This is a genomic window from Bradyrhizobium campsiandrae, assembly GCF_014529705.1.
Taxonomy (GTDB): Bacteria; Pseudomonadota; Alphaproteobacteria; order Rhizobiales; family Xanthobacteraceae; genus Bradyrhizobium; species Bradyrhizobium campsiandrae.
Genome location: NZ_JAANIH010000113.1, coordinates 1 through 15,738, shown reverse-complemented (window position 1 = coordinate 15,738; position 15,738 = coordinate 1). Strand labels below are relative to the sequence as shown.

Here is a 15,738-nt window from a genome sequence, read left to right as displayed (position 1 = left end):
ACGCGACCAGGGCGCGATGTTTCTCGGCAGCCCGCAACTGGTATTTGCCGCGACCGGCGAGACCATCGAGATCGAACCGCTCGGCGGCGCGGAGATGCACAGCCGGATCAGCGGCGTCACCGACCATTTGGCGGAAAGCGACAGCCACGCGATCGCGATTACCCGCGATATCGTCGCCAATCTCGGTGACATTCCCATGCAACGGTGGAACGTGGCGCCACGGCGTGAGCCGCGCTTCGACCCCAGGGATATTTATGGGTTGATCAGCACGGACCCGCGTATCCCCACCAACAATCGAGAGATTGTTGCTCGGTTGGTCGATGGCAGCGAGTTTCACGAATTCAAGCCGCTATATGGCGAAACTCTGATCACCGGGTTTGGCCGCATAATGGGCTTCGAGATCGGGATTCTCTGTAACAACGGCGTGCTGTTTTCCGAATGCGCGCTGAAGGCGACCCACTTCATCGACCTCTGCTGCAAGCGCAATATCCCGCTGCTGTTCATGGCCGATGTCACCGGCTTCATGGTCGGGCGCGAGGCGGAAGAAGGCGGCATCGCCAAGCACGGCGCCAAGATGATCACCGCAATGGCCAGCGCCAACGTGCCGAAATACACGCTGATTATCGGGAATTCCTACGGAGCCGGCTATCTGGCGATGTGCGGCCGTGCCTTCAAACCTCACGCGATGATGATGTGGCCGCACGGGCGCTCCGCGATCATGGGGCCGGATCAGGCCGCCAACACGCTCGCGATGGTCAAGGACGATATCCACAAGCGCGACGGCACGAACTGGACCGACGAAGAGCGCGAGGCTTATCGCGCTCCGGTTCGCAAGACTTTTGAGGATTTCGCGAACGCCTACAACTTCGCACGCAACACCTGGTGTGACATGGTGATCGATCCGCTCGAGACCCGCGACGTGATGGCCCTCTTGCTTGATCTCGCCGGCCGTCTGCCACAGCAGGAAACAGACTTCGGCGTGTTCAGGATGTGATGACAGAGGATATCATTCCGTGTTCAAGAAACTCCTGATTGCCAATCGCGGCGAGATCGCCTGCCGGATCGCGCGAACCTGCCATCGGCTCGGGGTCGCGGTTGCTGGCATTCACTCCACGGCCGACGCCGACGCCTTGCATGTGAAGATGATCGGGGAATCCATAGAGATTGGAGGCGCCGCCGCGTCCGACAGCTACCTGCGGATCGATGCGGTGATTGCCGCAGCGCAAGCGACCGGCGCCCAGGCCATCCATCCCGGCTTTGGCTTCCTCGCGGAGAATGCCACGTTCGCCCGTGCAGTCGAGGCGGCAGGTCTGGTTTTTATCGGGCCGACACCGGATGTGATCGAACGGCTCGGCGACAAGGCCGCTGCCAAGAAGGAGGCTGAGGCGGCCGACGTGCCGATCATCCCCGGCAGCAAGACGCCCAGTGAGGACGCCGCCGAGATCACCCGGATCGTGCAGGAAGTCGGGCTTCCGGTGATGCTGAAAGCGGCGGCCGGCGGCGGCGGCAAGGGTATGCGTGCCGTTTCCGATCTCGATAGCCTTGCCAATGAGATCGAATCGGCCATGCGTGAGGCGAAGAATTCGTTCGGCTATCCCGGGCTGATCGTCGAAAAACTGGTCGAACGCGGGCGCCATATCGAAGTGCAGATCGCCGGCGATGGCAAAGGCAACGTGCTTCACCTGTTCGAGCGTGAATGTTCCCTGCAGCGCCGTCACCAGAAGCTCATCGAGGAAGCCCCTGCCGCCAATCTCGCCGCAACGCTTCGCGACAAAATGGCCGCCGACGCGGTGCGGCTCGGCAAGCGCCTGAACTATCGCGGGGTCGGCACTGTCGAATTCATCCTGAGCGGAGACACCTACTATTTTCTGGAAGTAAACCCACGTCTCCAGGTCGAGCACCCCGTGACCGAGATGGTCACCGGCATCGATATTGTCGAGGTGATGCTCCGCATCGCCGCCGGAGAAGGGCTGCCGTTTACGCAAAATGAGGTGACATGTAGCGGGCATGCCGTCGAGGTGCGCATCTGTGCGGAGGATCCGGCAAATAATTTTCTCCCTTGCACGGGAGACCTCGCTTACGTCAAATTTCCCGCCGACGGGGTTCGCGTCGAGACGGGCGTCGAAAGCGGGTCGGTAGTCACGCCGTATTACGACTCGATGCTGGCAAAACTCATCGCCCACGCCGAAACGCGCAATGAGGCGCTCGACAAACTCGACCGGGCTCTCGACGAGACCTCGATTTTCGGAATTACGACCAATCAGGGATTTCTCAAGCGCTTGCTCGCCCTGCCAGCGACGCGCAGTGCCACCTTTTACACACGCCTGATCGACGAGCAAATCGACCAGTTGGTCGACAAGGCAAAGGATTTGGACGCCGAGGCGTTGGCGTTGGGCGCCTACTTCTGGATGATCCGGCAACGACAGCCCCTCGCAAGGGGGCCGTGGCAGTCGCGCGAAATGACTGGATGGCACATGGCCGCAGGTGGCGACGGATTGTCACCGATTCCGATCCTGCACCTCGAAACCGCGGGCGCAAGCGCGGAGATCCGATTCGCACCGCTCAAGGCTGACGGCTCGATGATTGTCGGCGTCAACGACGAGAAGCTGCCGGTCAGACTCATCCCGCTCAAAGACGACACCTTCACAGCGATTGTCGGCGCGCGGCGTGAGACGGTGCGCATTTATCAAGAAAACCAGACGATCTTCGTCCACGATCGCCGCGGCGTCCATACGCTGACGGCTATTCCCTATCTCACCTACATCAGCGCGGTCGCCGAAACCAGCGGCGAGCTGCGTGCGCCCATGATGGGCATGATCCTGAAGGTCAACGTCGCAGTCGGCGATACGATCAAGGCGGGCGATGTCGCAGCCGTACTGGAATCAATGAAGATGGAGTTGCGGATCAATTGCGAAATCGATGGCGTGGTCACGGCAGTCAACTGCCGGCCAGGCGAAACCGTCGAGCGCAACGCGGTTGTAGTGGTGGTGGAGGTCGATCAGCAACCATAATTCAATGACAGAACAGGGAGTGGCGAATATGGATTTCAATCTGAAGGGCAAATCGGTCGTCGTCACTGGCGGCGGCTCCAACATCGGCCGGGCGATCGTACTCGGGTTTGCGGTTGAGGGCGCCAACATCACGATTGGCGATCTCGACCAAGCGCAAGCCGAGAAGGTTGCCGAACTTGCGCGCAAGAACGGCGCTGCCAGCGTCCAGGTCGTCAAGACCGACGTGACCGACTTCGATCAGGTCAAAGCCATGTACGAGGCGGCTACCGCCCAGCATGGCACCGTCGACGTGCTCGTCAATAACGTCGGCTGGGATCAACTGATGTTCTTTACACAAACAACGCCCGAGTTCTGGGACAAGATCATCAAGATCAACTACGTCGGCGTGCTTAACTGCACCAAATGTGCGCTCGATATCATGATTCCGAAGGGGGCCGGCGCTATCGTGTCGATCAGTTCCGACGCAAGCCGCTCGGGCGAGCCGCGCGAGGCGGTCTATGGCGGCGTCAAGGCCGCCGTCAATTCTTTCATGAAGACCATTGCCAAGGAGAACGGCCGCTATGGCATCCGCTGCAATGTCGTTTGTCCTGGCGTAACTGTTCCCGTGGCTGCGGAAGAAGTTGGCACCAACAGCATGTGGACAAAACCAGATTCAATGTTCACGGCGGAGCAATTCGAGAAGGTTGCCAAGGCGCTGCCGCTGCGCAAACTTGGTCGCCCGAATGATATCGCCAACGCTGTAGTGTTCCTGTCGTCCGCCGCCGCAGGTCATGTCACCGGCCAGGTCCTGTCGGTGTCAGGCGGATACACCATGATCGGCTGAGGTCGACCGCCAATTTCGCCAAAACAAAATGGAGTTCCATCGTGTCCGAAAAAGAGATCATGTACGACGTCAAGGACTACGTCGCGACCATCACCATCAATCGGCCAAAGACCCTCAACGCCTTTACCGGCGATAACATCGTAGAGATGGAGCGGCTGATCCTCGAGGCAACCGCAGACAAGAAAGTTGGCGTCATCGTCCTCACCGGCTCCGGCGAGCGCGCGTTCTGCGTCGGCGGCGACGTCAACTGGGAGAAGGATGCCGGCGGCAAGAGCGGGCTCGAAGGATTGAAATTCAACTTCAACCGCCACATCGTCGAATGCCCAAAACCGGTGATCGCGCGTGTCAACGGTTACGCGATTGGCGGCGGACACCACATCGCCTATTTCTGCGATTTCACCATCGCCGCGGAGCATGCGATCTTTGGCCAGAACGGTCCACGTGTCGGCTCCCCGGCGGGCGGCTACATCGTCTCGCACAGCGCCAATGTGCTTGGCCACAAGCGCGCGCGCGAGCTCTGGATGCTGGCGCGACGCTACACCGCCAAACAAGCACTCGACTGGGGGCTGGCTAATTCCGTCGTTCCGATGGCCGAACTCGACGTCGAGGTGAGGAAATATTGCGACGAACTGCTGGCTTTGAGCCCCACTTGCCTGAAGATTCTCAAGCGCTCATTCTACTATCACATGGCGCCGATCATGGAGCGCGACATGGATGACCTCGTCCGCGAGGTTGCACCCGCCTATTTCACGACACAAGAACAGCAGGAAGGCGCCAATGCATTCCTCGAGAAGCGCAAGCCGGATTTCAGCGCGTTTCGCTGAAGACAGGGCGCCATAACGTAAGGGAGACTGCGATGAGACTAGGCAGCGTCAATTATGAAACCAAAGGGAAGATCGCCATCCTTACGCTGGACGAACCGGGCAAGCTTAACGCGCTCAGCACCGGCATCCGTGAGGGCATTCTCGATGGCCTGAAGAAAGTGGATGAAGACGACAACGTCCGCGTCGCCATCATCACCGGCAACGGGGACAAGGCATTTTGCGCTGGCGCCGATATTAGCGGCTTCAACTTTGATCCGGGCAAAGTACGCAAGTTTATGATCGAGGCTTTAGCGGTATTAGCGGCACCAGAGAATTGCCGCAAACCCGTTGTCTCCGCCGTCAACGGTATTGCGTTCGGCGGTGGCTTTGAACTTGCGATCGCTTCGGACTTTATCATCGCATCTGATCGCGCACGCTTCGCGGTGCCAGAGATCAAGCTCGGACTACTGCCCGGTTTTGCGATTGTGCGTCTGCACGATATGATCGGCCGCGCCAAAGCCAAAGAGATGAGTATCCTCGGCGATCCAATCAGCGCGGAAGAGGCATACAGACTAGGCCTCGTGCTACGTGTGGTTCCCCATGGTGATCTTCTCACGGCCGCCCTGGAATTTGCCGAACGAATTGCATCGAAACCAAAGCTTGCGGTGCAGATGGCGAAATCGTTTTACAACCGCGGCCTCGGCGGCGATGAGATGCGGCACGCGATCGATGGTTTTCCGCTCCTATTCATGCATCGAGACGCACAGGAAGGCATCGCTGCCTTTCTCGAAAAACGTGAGCCAAAATTCGAGAGTTGACAAAAAGCCTGCGAGCGAAGGCTTCGAAGATTCTTCTTCGAGTGGAGCACTTTGCGATAGGTAGATCGTGCATCATATCGAGGAATCGATGACTCTCAAGGATTTCACACTCCCGGATGTTTACCGCCGCAACGCGCAACTCTTTCCCGACCACACTGCGTTCGTGTTCGAAGGCAAGCGCATCACCCATCGCGACTATCTCGGACGGATCGAGCGGCTGGCGGCAGGTCTTGCTCGCGAGGGCGTGAAGGTAGGTGACCGCGTCGCCATCCTTTCGCAAAACTCACTCGAAATGATCGATTTGATCGGTGCGATCGCGGGGCTCGGTGCCATCCTGCTGCCGGTTAATTTCCGCCTTAGCGCCGAGGAGATCGGCTACGTCCTCGCCGACGGTGCGCCGGTACTGGTTGTTGCGGGGTCCGAATACCAGGAAATTATTGCAGCTCTACAAACGTCGCTACCTTCGGTCCGGAGCTATTTCGGCATCGGCAAGCACACGGCGCCGTTTGCGCCGTACGCAGATCTTGCGGCTTCGGACGCGTCGATGCCTGACGGCAACTTTAGCGCCGACGAAGGCTTTGTAATCATTCACACCGCCGCCGTCGGCGGGCGGCCGCGCGGCGCGCTGCTGTCGCAAACCGGCCTTCTAACGGCGCAAAGCTCGCTGGTGCAGGCCTGGAGCCTGACCGAGCGCGACGTCAATCTTGGTGTGCTCCCGCTGTTCCACGTCGCCGGCCTTGGCCTGATGCTGACGGTGCAGCAGGCTGGCGGCGCCAGCGTCATCGCTTCGAAATTCGACCCGCAACAGGCGGTTCGCGACATTGCCGCCGAGAGGGTGACCGTCATGTCGGAGTTCGCGCCGATGCTGGCAAACCTGATGGATCAGGCCAAAGGCGACGAATTGAAGACGTTGCGCGCTGTGACCGGACTGGATACCCCGGCGACGATTGAACGCTTCGAGAAAGCCTGCCCCCACGCGGTATTCTGGGCAGCCTTCGGACAGTCCGAGACATCGGGCCTCGCAACGCTGTCGCCCTACCGCAACCGGCCAGGATCAGCTGGGCGCCCCCTGTTCTGGCGCACCATTACGGTCGTCGACAGCGCCGACAAGCCAAGGCCCACCGGACAAACCGGCGAGATCGTGGTGCGTGGTCCCACCGTTTTTAAAGGCTATTGGAATAACGACGCCGATGCCGCCCACACCTTCCGTAATGGCTGGCATCACACCGGCGACATCGGCTATTTCGATGCCGATGGCTATCTCTGGTATGCCGGCCGTGCTCCCGAGAAAGAGCTGATCAAGACGGGTGGGGAGAACGTCTACCCGGCGGAGGTCGAAAACGCGATTCTCCAACATCCAGATATCGCCGACGTCGTGGTCATCGGCGTGCCTGATCCCCAGTGGAGCGAAGCCATCAAAGCGATCTGCGTGCGCCGAACTGGCGCGAATGTCACCGCCGACGAGCTCATCGACTTCGTCGCCGGAAAGATCGCACGCTACAAGAAGCCAAAGCACATTGTTTTCGTCGATCAACTGCCGAGGACCGCCAAGGGCGAAATCGATCGCGCCGCAGTCAAATTCGACAACTCTTAGAGAGGACTTGGCGATTGCCAGGTGTTGGGCGTTATTTCGAGGTGCCGTTTCAATAAGGATAAGGAACAACTTGAGCGCGGTGTGACGATAGTTGAGGACGCAAGTGAAAAACAGAAGATTTTTTGCGGGGCTCAGGGACACGCGATTGTAGCCGACATGTTTGGTGAGGGTTCGCCGATTTTGCTGGCGCACGGAGGGGGCCAGACCCGGTTGGCGTGGACTCGAACTGCACGGGCCTTGATGCAGGCAGGATATAGTGCAATTGCGATGGATTTGCGTGGCCACGGGGAAAGTGCATGGTCGCCATCGGGCTCTTACCAACTCGACGACTTTGCGATGGATCTCCTTGCGATGTCTGATCAACTGGACGAGAAGCCAGCTCTCGTCGGCGCTTCCCTCGGCGGCCTGGCGGGCTTGATAGCCGAGGTGAACTTCGCTCCGGATCCTTCACTTCGCTTACGCTTGTCGATATTACACCAAATATGGAGCCGATCGGCGTTGCGCAGGTCCTGGATTTCATGAGGGCACATTTGGCGGATGGCTTCGCTTCGCCCGATGAAGCCGCCGAGGCGATCGCCAACTATTTGCCAAATCGTCAGCGACGGAAAGGCTCGGAGAGCCTCGACCGCTATTTGAGACGATGCGATGACGGACGTCTTCGCTGGCATTGGGATCCACGCTTCATAACTTCCGTGACAAATGACAAAGCGAGCCAGTCCGAAAACCGACTGACCGACGCCGCCAAAACACTTAAGCTGCCGATTCACCTGATACGTGGAGGATCAAGCAATTTGGTAAGCATGTATGCTGCGCAAGAGTTTCTTCGACTTGCTCCCCACTCTACGTACACCGATATTGCCGGCGCGGGTCATATGGTCGTTGGCGATCGAAATGATGCATTTACTGAAGCCGTCGTCAGTTTCTTTCGAGAACCGCAGATATCACAACGTAATGGCGATACACGCGACGATTAGCCCCGCAATCGAAGTCGACCCGTTTTGTGAGAGCTTTGTCGAAGGAATGAACCAATGACCGCAGCTAGTGGCTCTGCACAGTGATTTTGACGGGTTGGTTCCTGGTGCGGTCAGATTAGCTCCGGCAGGCTTTTGGGATCAACGAGAACCTCGATGCTGCGAGGTGTCCTTGGCTGCCTTCTGATGAGGCCCGCTCGTTCCAGGGTCAGCACCATCTGGTGAACCGAAGGCGGGCTGACGCGAAAATACTCTTGCATGTCGGTTTCCGCCGGGGACCTGCGGTGCAGCCGCGTATAGAGGTGGATAAAGGCAAGGTATTGCCCCTGTTTGGGCGTGAAGGTTTTTGCCGAAGGACTCACGCCGGCCATCCGATTCAGTTGTTGCTGCGTGCCTCAAACACGGAGGCACGGCATGAATGTACGCTATCGGGTCGACTTCAGCCAAATCGAGCGCAGCGAACTCAGGACGCTTCTCAGCGGCGGCAAGCATGCGTCCCGCAAGCTCAAGCGAGCACAGATCTTGTTGGCCGCCGATGCCGGGGCCGGTGACGAGGAGATCGCCAGGAGCGTCGGCGTGGGCGGCTCGACCGCGTACCGGACCAAGCGACGCTTCGTGGAAGGCAATCTGGAAAAGTATCGCGACTCTGCATTCTGGAACTCAATCGCTGCTTCCAAAAGCGATCGTCGGCGTGCGTTCGGCATACCAATCTGTCACGATCGATATCCAACAAGCCTCCGCCAGTCGTAGCTATGATTTGTTAAGAGCGGGTGCCGTCGATTTCGCTGTGGTCTTGGAGCCGCCGCCCAGCTACGGTTTGCTTTCATTCCGCGAAAGGCATTGCCCCGATTACTTCTTCTACCTCACGACCACCCGCTACTGTCTGAAAAGGAAATCGACCTTGCAGCGATCGCGCGGTACCCGCTGGTATTCTCAAATGTTCTTACGACCGAATGGGATGTGACCCGCGTGTTCCGAAGTCGGGGATTCGAAATTCATCCGGTAATTCGCGCAATGGATGCAAGTGTCATTAAGTCGCTCGTGCTGGAGGGCGCGGGAATAGCGATTCTATCAGGAGCGGCGTACGACGCGGAACGAGACCGCAGTATCAAGAGCTTGAATGTTAGCCATCTATTCGAGCCGAGCGACGTCTCGATTGTCCTTGATCCATTCCGTTTCATTCGCGGCTACGGCTATCTCTTCATCGAACTGCTCGCCAAAGAATGGACCAAAGCTAGGATCGACCGGATAATCCGGACCCACGTGGATGGCGTAGCTTAAGAGCCGATGCGGTCCGGCTTTTTAGCAAGGACGAGGACGACTGTAATGCGGTTCGTCGGGGAAATTTCGAAAACGACGCCACTGCCGAACGTGCCCCTCGCTCTGTCGCAGAGAACGTTCGACGGAATTTCCACCACGAACGAGACCGTCGCCAGTATGACGCTATCCAGATCGGGCTGATTCATCCGCCTGTGGGACTCAATCTTTTCGTGCTCTCCACGATATCAAACGCCGCGATCGGGGAAGCGATCAAGGAGATATTGGCCGTCGTTGACCATGCTCTTGCCCAACTACGTTTTTGGTTGAGAGGAGGCGCCCGGCGCAGAGCATTAACGAGGCATGGTCGGGCCATGACCCTGATAATCGCGGGCGAATTCGTCATAGGCGTCGGCTGCTCCGCGCTGACCATTGTGTTAATCGCGTCGCCACCGTGATCTCCATGCCGCCAGAATTGGCTTTCCATTTTGTGGATAAAGTCGGCACTGGCGCCGTGCCTCCGGCGCATATCGGCTGCGGAGAAACGCCGGCTTCGTGCTCCTCCAAGACACCTGATGATCTGCTCTTCCGAAAATCGAGTGCGATTCCTGCTCTGGTCTTTGTCTTTGGTCAGAGCAATCTTCAATTCGATTTAAGTCTGAAAGGCAACCCACGAACCGCGCCGCGCATTCTTGATCGCAGTGGTCGCGTTGAATGAAGCTTCAAGACGTCGTCTGACGTAAGTTGTCATCCGTCTACATCGGCGAACAGCCAGAGTTCATTCTTGAAGCAGCCATTGCAATACTAGTCTAGATTGGTGCTCGTCACGAACCGCTCATGATTTGCCTCTCTATTTTGAACACCAATGCCTATACCAGCGGGTGGCGGCATCATCGTCATCGAACGGGTGACCCAGTTCGCATAGACGGAAAAAAGGCCCAGGACGACGGCCGCGCCGATGATCATGCACGTTGTGCCAACAATCGACATCGGCGCCTCCTGCCCCTCATGAGAACGCTTCTGTAGCATTGCCCTTCGCGCGCTAGCGACGGACAACCATGACGAAGGGGCCGCGGACATGGCCGCCTTCCGTTTTCGAACCCTCCGCGGCATCGGACCAATCCGTCCGCGGGCGGATCAATCCGATGGCGAGGCCGGCACCTAAACTAGGCGCCGGTCAGCACGCCGCCGTATTCCTCGCGCAGCTTGTTCTTCAAAACCTTGCCGGTGGCGTTGCGCGGCAGTTGATCAACAAAGATCACCTTGTCGGGGATCTGCCATTTGGCGACCTTGTCGGCGTAATAGGCGATCAACTCCTCCTCGGTCACGTCCGCTCCGGGCGCCTTCACGGCCAAAAGGATCGGGCGTTCGTCCCATTTCTCGTGTCGGGCTGCGATCGCCGCGGCATCCGCGACGCCCGGATGGCCTACGGCGATGCCTTCCAGCTCCACCGTTGAAATCCATTCGCCGCCGGATTTGATGATGTCCTTGGACCGGTCGCGGATGGTCATGAAGCCCTCGGCGTTGATCGAGGCCACGTCGCCGGTTTCGAACCAGCCGTCTTCTTCGAGCGTTTCGCCGGCTTCGAAGCCGAAGTAATCTGCCACCACCCAATGGCCGCGGATGCGCAGGTTGCCCTGGGCCACCCCATCTTCGGGCAGACGATTGCCTTCGTCATCCACGATCTTCAGTTCTACGCCATAGGGCGGGCGGCCCTGACTTTCCCGGATTTTCGCCTGTTCCGCCTCAGATAGCTTGCCGTGACGTTCAAGAAGCGCGTTTGCAGTTCCGAGCGGCGAGGTTTCCGTCATGCCCCAGGCGTGCACCACCTCCGTGCCGTACTTGTCGCGGAACTCCGCGATCATTGAGGGCGGGCAGGCGCTGCCCCCGACGATCGTGCGCTTCAGCGTCTCGGCTTTGGAGCCGCGCTTCTTCAGCGCGGCAAGCAGGCCCTGCCAGATCGTCGGCACGCCAAGGGCCATCGTCACCCCTTCGGCGTCGATCAGGCGGGCCAGGCTTTCACCGTCCAACCCCGGTCCCGGCAGGACCAGCTTCGCGCCCACCATCGCCGCGGCATAGGGCACGCCCCAGGCATTGACGTGGAACATCGGCACCACCGGCATGATCACCTCGCGCGCCGAGATGTTCAGCGTGTCGGGAAGCGCGGCGGCCAGGGAATGAAGGACCGTCGACCGGTGCGAATAGAGCACGCCCTTCGGATTGCCGGTCGTGCCCGAGGTGTAGCACAGGCTCGAGGCGTCGTTCTCGCTCACCTCGCCCCAGTCCGCATCTACATCACCCGTCGCGATGAAATCCTCGTAAAACAGAAGACCGGGAACCTGCGCGGCGGCCTCTTCGTCGCGGCCCGACAGCAGCACGAAGGCCTCCACCGATTTCAGGTGCTCGCGCAGCTTGGCGATGATCGGCAGGAAGGTCTTATCGAAGAAGACCACGCGGTCTTCGGCGTGGTTGATGATGTAGATTAGCTGTTCGGGGAACAGCCGCGGGTTGATCGTGTGGCAGACCATCCCGCCACAGGAAATGCCGAAGTAACATTCCAGATGCCGCGCGTTGTTCCAGGCGATCGTGGCGCAGCGGTCGCCACGAACGATCCCCATCCTGCCAAGCGCCGAGGACAGCTGGCGCGATCGTTCCGAAACCGTTCTCCAGTTGCTCCGCCTGGTCGTGCCATCCGTTTCGATCGACACAATTTCGGTATCGCCATGATACCGTGCGCCGTGGGCGATCAGGGAATGAATGGTGAGCGGCATTCGCATCATCTGACCGAGCATTCCTGGCTCCTTTCAGTCGTCTTCGTCGCCATTTCCATTTCGGGAGCGGGCGGGACCACCGCAGCACAGGGGCTGTTCAGTATTTCGACCGCTTCCTTGCCGCTGGTTGAGCCGCAGCCATCACAACATTGCGCGTCCACAGTCATGACAGCTCACGCAACGGCCCTTGCCCGGGGGAGGATCCGCGCCCTGCCCAGTACGATATCGGCGGCGTTTTCGGCGATCATCATCGTGGGCGCGTTGGTGTTGCCGGCCACAAGGCTCGGCATGATCGAGGCGTCGACCACCCGCAACCCTTCGACGCCACGCACCTTCAGTTCGGGATCCACGACCGAGGCCTCGTCCGCGCCCATGCGGCAGGTGCCGACCGGGTGATAGATCGTTTCCGCGTTTTCGCGGATGAACGCAGCAATCTCGTCGTCCGTGTGTACCGCGTTGCCCGGCTGGACCTCGTATTTGCTGTGGACGGCCATCGCCGGCGCGTCGAGGATACGGCGTCCGAGCTTCACCGCCGCGATCATCGTTTCCATGTCTTCCGGATCGCTCAGGTAGTTCGGCTGGATCAGCGGATTGTCCATCGGATCGGGGCTCGTCAGCCCGATATGGCCGCGGCTTTTCGGAAGTAGGTCGCAGATATGCAGCGTGTAGCCGTAACCGAAAGACACCTTGCGCCCGTGGTCGCGCAGATAGGTCGGAAGGAAATGGAACTGCACGTTGGGCCGTTCGCGGTCGGGCGACGATTTTACGAACCCGCCCGACTCGGCCACGTTGCTGGTCAGGAAGCCGCGCCGCCGGAAGATATAGGAAAACAGCCCCGCAACGCCGCGCGGAAGGAAACTGAGCGCAACGCCGATCGGCAGGCTCGAATTGGCGGCATGCATCAGCGTTATGTCCAGGTGGTCGGCCATGTTCTTGCCGACCTCCGGCAGGTGATGAACCACCGGGATGCCATGCCGCTTCATCTCTTCGGCGTTGCCAATGCCCGACAAAAGCAGAAGCTGAGGTGAGTTGACGGCGCCGCCGGACAGGATCACCTCGCCGCCCGGATTAAGCCGCAGCTGGCGGTATTCCTTGCCCTGGCGCAGCGTAACACCGATGGCCTTGCTTCCGTCCATGACAATGCGCGTCACGCGGGCGTCCGTCATCACCTCGAGGTTCGACCTTTCCTCCGCCCTGCGCAGGAAGGCCTGCGCCGAACTGCAACGGCGCCCGTCCTTCTGCGTCACCTGGTAAAGGCCCAGCCCTTCCTGCGAGGCGCCGTTGAAATCGCCATTGTGTGGTATCTGCAATTCCCGACCGGCCTGCACGAAATCGCGACTGAGCGGGTTGACCGTGTTAAGCTCGCTCACGCTCAGCTCGCCGCCCCGACCGTGATGCTCGTCGGCGCCGAACCGCTGGTTGTCCTCGAGGCGCCGGAATAACGCGCTCACCCGCCCCCATCCCCAGACATCGGTGCCGGCCTGCTGGCTCCAGTAGTCATAGTCGGCCTTGTGACCCCGGATATAGACCATGGCGTTGATCGAGGACGATCCGCCCAGCGTCTTGCCGCGTGGCCAGAACAGGCGCCGGCCATTCAGATGCTCCTGTGGCTCGGTCTCGAAGCCCCAGTTCAGCTTCTTGCTGTTGGCCAGCAGGGCGATGCCCAGCGGCATGTGGATCAGCGGGCTCTTGTCGCGCGGGCCCGCTTCCAGCAGGGCGACGCGTTTGGAGGGGTCTGCCGAGAGCCGGTTGGCCATGACGCAACCAGCCGAGCCTGCGCCCACGATGATATAATCATACATGTAAATATTCCTGTCGGTTGCCGCCGGTTCAGCCCAGAACACGAACGACGATGCTGATGAGGCGCTGCACAAAGCCGCTATAGGGAGGGAACAGCATGTGGGTGATGGAATGACGTTCCTCCATCACCGCCTTTTCGTGGGAAAACGCGCGGAAACCGTATTCGCCATGCGCCGCCCCGATGCCCGAATTGTTCACTCCGCCGAAGGGCAGGTTCGGGTGCAGGAAATGCACCACGGTCAAGTTTATCCCGACCCCGCCGGACGATGTGCGCGTAGTGATATCTTCGACGAAGGATTTGCTCTTGTCGAAAACGTAAAGCGCCAGCGGCTTGGGGTTGGCGTTGATCCGGTCGATCACCTTGTCAAGGTCGACGTATTCGATAATGGGCAGGATTGGGCCAAATAGCTCCTCGCGGGTGATCTCCATGTCGTCGGAAACGTTGGCGATCAGCGTCGGCGCCACGAAATTCTGTGACGCGTCGGTCTGCCCTCCCTGCAGGATCTGTGCTCCCTTGGCCTTGGCATCCTCGATCAGCCCGCGGACGCGGCCGAAATGGCGGTCGTTGACAATGCGGCAATAGTCGGGCGTCGCCTTCTGCGCCTCGAGCGTCTTACCGTAGACGCGGAGGATTTCCTTCCTGACCGCCTCGTTGAACTTCGCCGCAATGTCGCGGTAGACGAACACATGGTCCGGGGCGATGCAGGTCTGGCCGTTGTTGGCGAACTTGCCCCAGACGATATGCTTGGCGGCCTTCCCGATGTTGGCGTTAGGCCCGACGATGGTGGGCGATTTTCCGCCCAGTTCCAGCGTGACCGAGGTCAGGTTCTTGGCCGCCGCCTCCATCACGATCTTGCCCACCATCGGGCTGCCGGTAAAGAAGACGTGGTCGAAGGGCAAGGCCAGCAACTTCTGCGCCACGCCTGCGTCGCCCTGCGCCACGGTCACCAGATCGGGCGAGAAGGTCTCGGCCACGATATCGGCGATTAACTTCGACGTGTGCGGCGTCAGCTCGGACGGTTTGATGATGGCGGAGTTGCCTGCCGCAAGCGCCGAGACGAGCGGCCCAAGCGACAGGTTCACCGGATAGTTCCATGGCGCGATGATCAGGCAGACGCCCTTGGCCTCCGGCCGCACGCGGGCTCTTGTTCCGAACACGCCCAGCGTGGGAGCGGCGCGCCTGGGACGCATCCATTTGCGCAGATGCCGCTTGGTGTGCTGGATTTCCTGGAGCACAGGAAGCATCTCGGTCAGCTTAACCTCGGACGCCGGCTTGCGGAAATCGGCGGCACAGGCCGCGATGATGTCGACCTCGCGCCGCCTGATCGTATCACGCAGGCGGTCAAGCTGCGCGATCCGTGCCTTGCGGTCGAAGCTTGGTCGGCGCGCAAGCTGCGCACGCCGCTGGGCCTCAAAGGCCGCATCGATCCCCGAGCCGGGGGCCTGTCCAGGCTCGACCGGCCTTAGATTGGAGATCCGGTTCATTCTTCCTCCCTCGGATATTGTAGGGACCGATATACCGACCCCTCACTTTTCTTCGTAATGAACGTAGTCTTTTTTCGTGGCTCCGCAGTCTGGGCAGCACCAGTCGTCAGGGATGTCCTCAAACAGCGTGCCGGGCGCAAACCCTTCTCGTTCGTCGCCGAGCGCCTCGTCGTAGATATGCCCGCAGGTGATGCATATCCATTTGCGGTACAGTGCGCCTGCGGGCGCCTCAGCTCCGGCGACCTGCTGCCACGCGGCGTCGGCGACCGGCGCAGCATCGGACTGCGCGGAGGCGACAGGCCGTTCCATGACCACGGTTGGGCTCGCCTGCGCCGTGGTGGGCGCGGACCGCGTGGCTACCATCGCCGCGGAGTGCGGCGCCGCGACCGGTGATCGCTCGATCAA

General features: G+C 60.0%; 17 protein-coding genes and 2 pseudogenes. 13 read left to right on the top strand and 6 right to left on the bottom strand.

The window, feature by feature from the left end:
• Positions 1–16: 16 nt before the first annotated feature.
• The 8 genes from G8O24_RS41225 to G8O24_RS44755 all read left to right on the top strand — a co-directional run bounded on the left by G8O24_RS41225 (position 17) and on the right by G8O24_RS44755 (position 8,023).
• Positions 17–994 (top strand): acyl-CoA carboxylase subunit beta, encoded by a 978-nt coding sequence (locus G8O24_RS41225; protein ID WP_244646348.1) that lies wholly within the window; start codon positions 17–19, stop codon positions 992–994.
• 19 nt (positions 995–1,013) lie between these two features.
• Complete coding sequence (locus G8O24_RS41220) at positions 1,014–3,011, top strand: ATP-binding protein (protein WP_188108215.1); 1,998 nt, start codon at positions 1,014–1,016, stop codon at positions 3,009–3,011.
• 28 nt (positions 3,012–3,039) lie between these two features.
• Complete coding sequence (locus tag G8O24_RS41215; protein WP_188108214.1) at positions 3,040–3,834, top strand: SDR family NAD(P)-dependent oxidoreductase; 795 nt, start codon at positions 3,040–3,042, stop codon at positions 3,832–3,834.
• A gap of 41 nt (positions 3,835–3,875) precedes the next feature.
• The gene (locus G8O24_RS41210) at positions 3,876–4,658 is read left to right on the top strand and encodes an enoyl-CoA hydratase-related protein (protein WP_188108213.1); all 783 of its coding nucleotides are present in this window, start codon (positions 3,876–3,878) and stop codon (positions 4,656–4,658) included.
• 32 nt (positions 4,659–4,690) lie between these two features.
• The gene (locus G8O24_RS41205) at positions 4,691–5,455 is read left to right on the top strand and encodes an enoyl-CoA hydratase/isomerase family protein (RefSeq protein WP_188108212.1); all 765 of its coding nucleotides are present in this window, start codon (positions 4,691–4,693) and stop codon (positions 5,453–5,455) included.
• 88 nt (positions 5,456–5,543) lie between these two features.
• Positions 5,544–7,049 carry an AMP-binding protein gene (locus G8O24_RS41200; protein ID WP_188108211.1) on the top strand — a complete coding sequence of 502 codons (1,506 nt, stop codon included), beginning with the start codon at positions 5,544–5,546 and terminating at the stop codon, positions 7,047–7,049.
• Positions 7,050–7,205: 156 nt separating this feature from the next.
• Positions 7,206–7,571: an alpha/beta fold hydrolase gene (locus tag G8O24_RS44760; protein ID WP_244646346.1), complete on the top strand. Its 366-nt coding sequence runs from the start codon at positions 7,206–7,208 to the stop codon at positions 7,569–7,571.
• Positions 7,532–8,023, top strand: a complete 492-nt coding sequence (locus tag G8O24_RS44755; RefSeq protein ID WP_244646344.1) for an alpha/beta fold hydrolase — start codon at positions 7,532–7,534, stop codon at positions 8,021–8,023. The genes G8O24_RS44760 and G8O24_RS44755 overlap by 40 nt, the downstream gene beginning before the upstream one ends.
• Before the next feature lie 110 nt (positions 8,024–8,133).
• Here the strand turns inward: G8O24_RS44755 and G8O24_RS41190 are convergent, their stop codons facing one another.
• Positions 8,134–8,391 (bottom strand): LexA family protein, encoded by a 258-nt coding sequence (locus tag G8O24_RS41190; protein ID WP_188108210.1) that lies wholly within the window; start codon positions 8,389–8,391, stop codon positions 8,134–8,136.
• Positions 8,392–8,434: 43 nt separating this feature from the next.
• On the opposite strand from G8O24_RS41190, the pseudogene G8O24_RS41185 reads away from it, so the two are divergent.
• The 5 genes and pseudogenes from G8O24_RS41185 to G8O24_RS41165 all read left to right on the top strand — a co-directional run.
• Positions 8,435–8,653 (top strand): annotated as a pseudogene (locus G8O24_RS41185) (helix-turn-helix domain-containing protein); the annotation flags it as partial.
• Positions 8,556–8,786: pseudogene (locus G8O24_RS45800) on the top strand (hypothetical protein); the annotation flags it as partial. The pseudogenes G8O24_RS41185 and G8O24_RS45800, both read left to right, overlap by 98 nt.
• 74 nt (positions 8,787–8,860) lie before the next feature.
• Positions 8,861–9,301, top strand: a complete 441-nt coding sequence (locus tag G8O24_RS45300; RefSeq protein ID WP_283815654.1) for a LysR substrate-binding domain-containing protein — start codon at positions 8,861–8,863, stop codon at positions 9,299–9,301.
• 164 nt (positions 9,302–9,465) lie between these two features.
• Positions 9,466–9,735 carry a TRAP transporter large permease subunit gene (locus G8O24_RS45795; RefSeq protein ID WP_368736649.1) on the top strand — a complete coding sequence of 90 codons (270 nt, stop codon included), beginning with the start codon at positions 9,466–9,468 and terminating at the stop codon, positions 9,733–9,735.
• Between the two features lie 5 nt (positions 9,736–9,740).
• Positions 9,741–9,995: a hypothetical protein gene (locus G8O24_RS41165; RefSeq protein WP_188108207.1), complete on the top strand. Its 255-nt coding sequence runs from the start codon at positions 9,741–9,743 to the stop codon at positions 9,993–9,995.
• 86 nt (positions 9,996–10,081) lie between these two features.
• Here the strand turns inward: G8O24_RS41165 and G8O24_RS41160 are convergent, their stop codons facing one another.
• The 5 genes from G8O24_RS41160 to G8O24_RS46435 all read right to left on the bottom strand — a co-directional run.
• The gene (locus tag G8O24_RS41160; protein WP_188108206.1) at positions 10,082–10,267 is read right to left on the bottom strand and encodes a hypothetical protein; all 186 of its coding nucleotides are present in this window, start codon (positions 10,265–10,267) and stop codon (positions 10,082–10,084) included.
• Between the two features lie 176 nt (positions 10,268–10,443).
• Entirely contained in the window at positions 10,444–12,069 is a 1,626-nt protein-coding gene (locus G8O24_RS41155) for a long-chain fatty acid--CoA ligase (RefSeq protein ID WP_188108205.1), read from the bottom strand.
• 152 nt (positions 12,070–12,221) lie between these two features.
• Positions 12,222–13,850: a GMC family oxidoreductase gene (locus G8O24_RS41150; RefSeq protein ID WP_188108204.1), complete on the bottom strand. Its 1,629-nt coding sequence runs from the start codon at positions 13,848–13,850 to the stop codon at positions 12,222–12,224.
• A gap of 28 nt (positions 13,851–13,878) precedes the next feature.
• Complete coding sequence (locus G8O24_RS41145) at positions 13,879–15,333, bottom strand: aldehyde dehydrogenase family protein (RefSeq protein WP_188108203.1); 1,455 nt, start codon at positions 15,331–15,333, stop codon at positions 13,879–13,881.
• A 42-nt stretch (positions 15,334–15,375) separates the two neighbouring features.
• A partial coding sequence (locus tag G8O24_RS46435; protein WP_438503275.1) for a rubredoxin occupies positions 15,376–15,738 on the bottom strand: 363 nt, incomplete at its 5' end.

Bases quoted from the DNA above. Each gene is read 5' to 3' on its own strand.
- G8O24_RS41165 (WP_188108207.1), top strand. From the start codon at position 9,741: ATGCCGCCAGAATTGGCTTTCCATTTTGTGGATAAAGTCGGCACTGGC.
- G8O24_RS41155 (WP_188108205.1), bottom strand. From the start codon at position 12,069: ATGCTCGGTCAGATGATGCGAATGCCGCTCACCATTCATTCCCTGATC.
- G8O24_RS41200 (WP_188108211.1), top strand. From the start codon at position 5,544: ATGACTCTCAAGGATTTCACACTCCCGGATGTTTACCGCCGCAACGCG.
- G8O24_RS41225 (WP_244646348.1), top strand. From the start codon at position 17: ATGTTTCTCGGCAGCCCGCAACTGGTATTTGCCGCGACCGGCGAGACC.
- G8O24_RS41215 (WP_188108214.1), top strand. From the start codon at position 3,040: ATGGATTTCAATCTGAAGGGCAAATCGGTCGTCGTCACTGGCGGCGGC.
- G8O24_RS41150 (WP_188108204.1), bottom strand. From the start codon at position 13,850: ATGTATGATTATATCATCGTGGGCGCAGGCTCGGCTGGTTGCGTCATG.
- G8O24_RS44755 (WP_244646344.1), top strand. From the start codon at position 7,532: ATGGAGCCGATCGGCGTTGCGCAGGTCCTGGATTTCATGAGGGCACAT.
- G8O24_RS41205 (WP_188108212.1), top strand. From the start codon at position 4,691: ATGAGACTAGGCAGCGTCAATTATGAAACCAAAGGGAAGATCGCCATC.
- G8O24_RS41190 (WP_188108210.1), bottom strand. From the start codon at position 8,391: ATGGCCGGCGTGAGTCCTTCGGCAAAAACCTTCACGCCCAAACAGGGG.
- G8O24_RS41160 (WP_188108206.1), bottom strand. From the start codon at position 10,267: ATGTCGATTGTTGGCACAACGTGCATGATCATCGGCGCGGCCGTCGTC.
- G8O24_RS41145 (WP_188108203.1), bottom strand. From the start codon at position 15,333: ATGAACCGGATCTCCAATCTAAGGCCGGTCGAGCCTGGACAGGCCCCC.
- G8O24_RS44760 (WP_244646346.1), top strand. From the start codon at position 7,206: ATGTTTGGTGAGGGTTCGCCGATTTTGCTGGCGCACGGAGGGGGCCAG.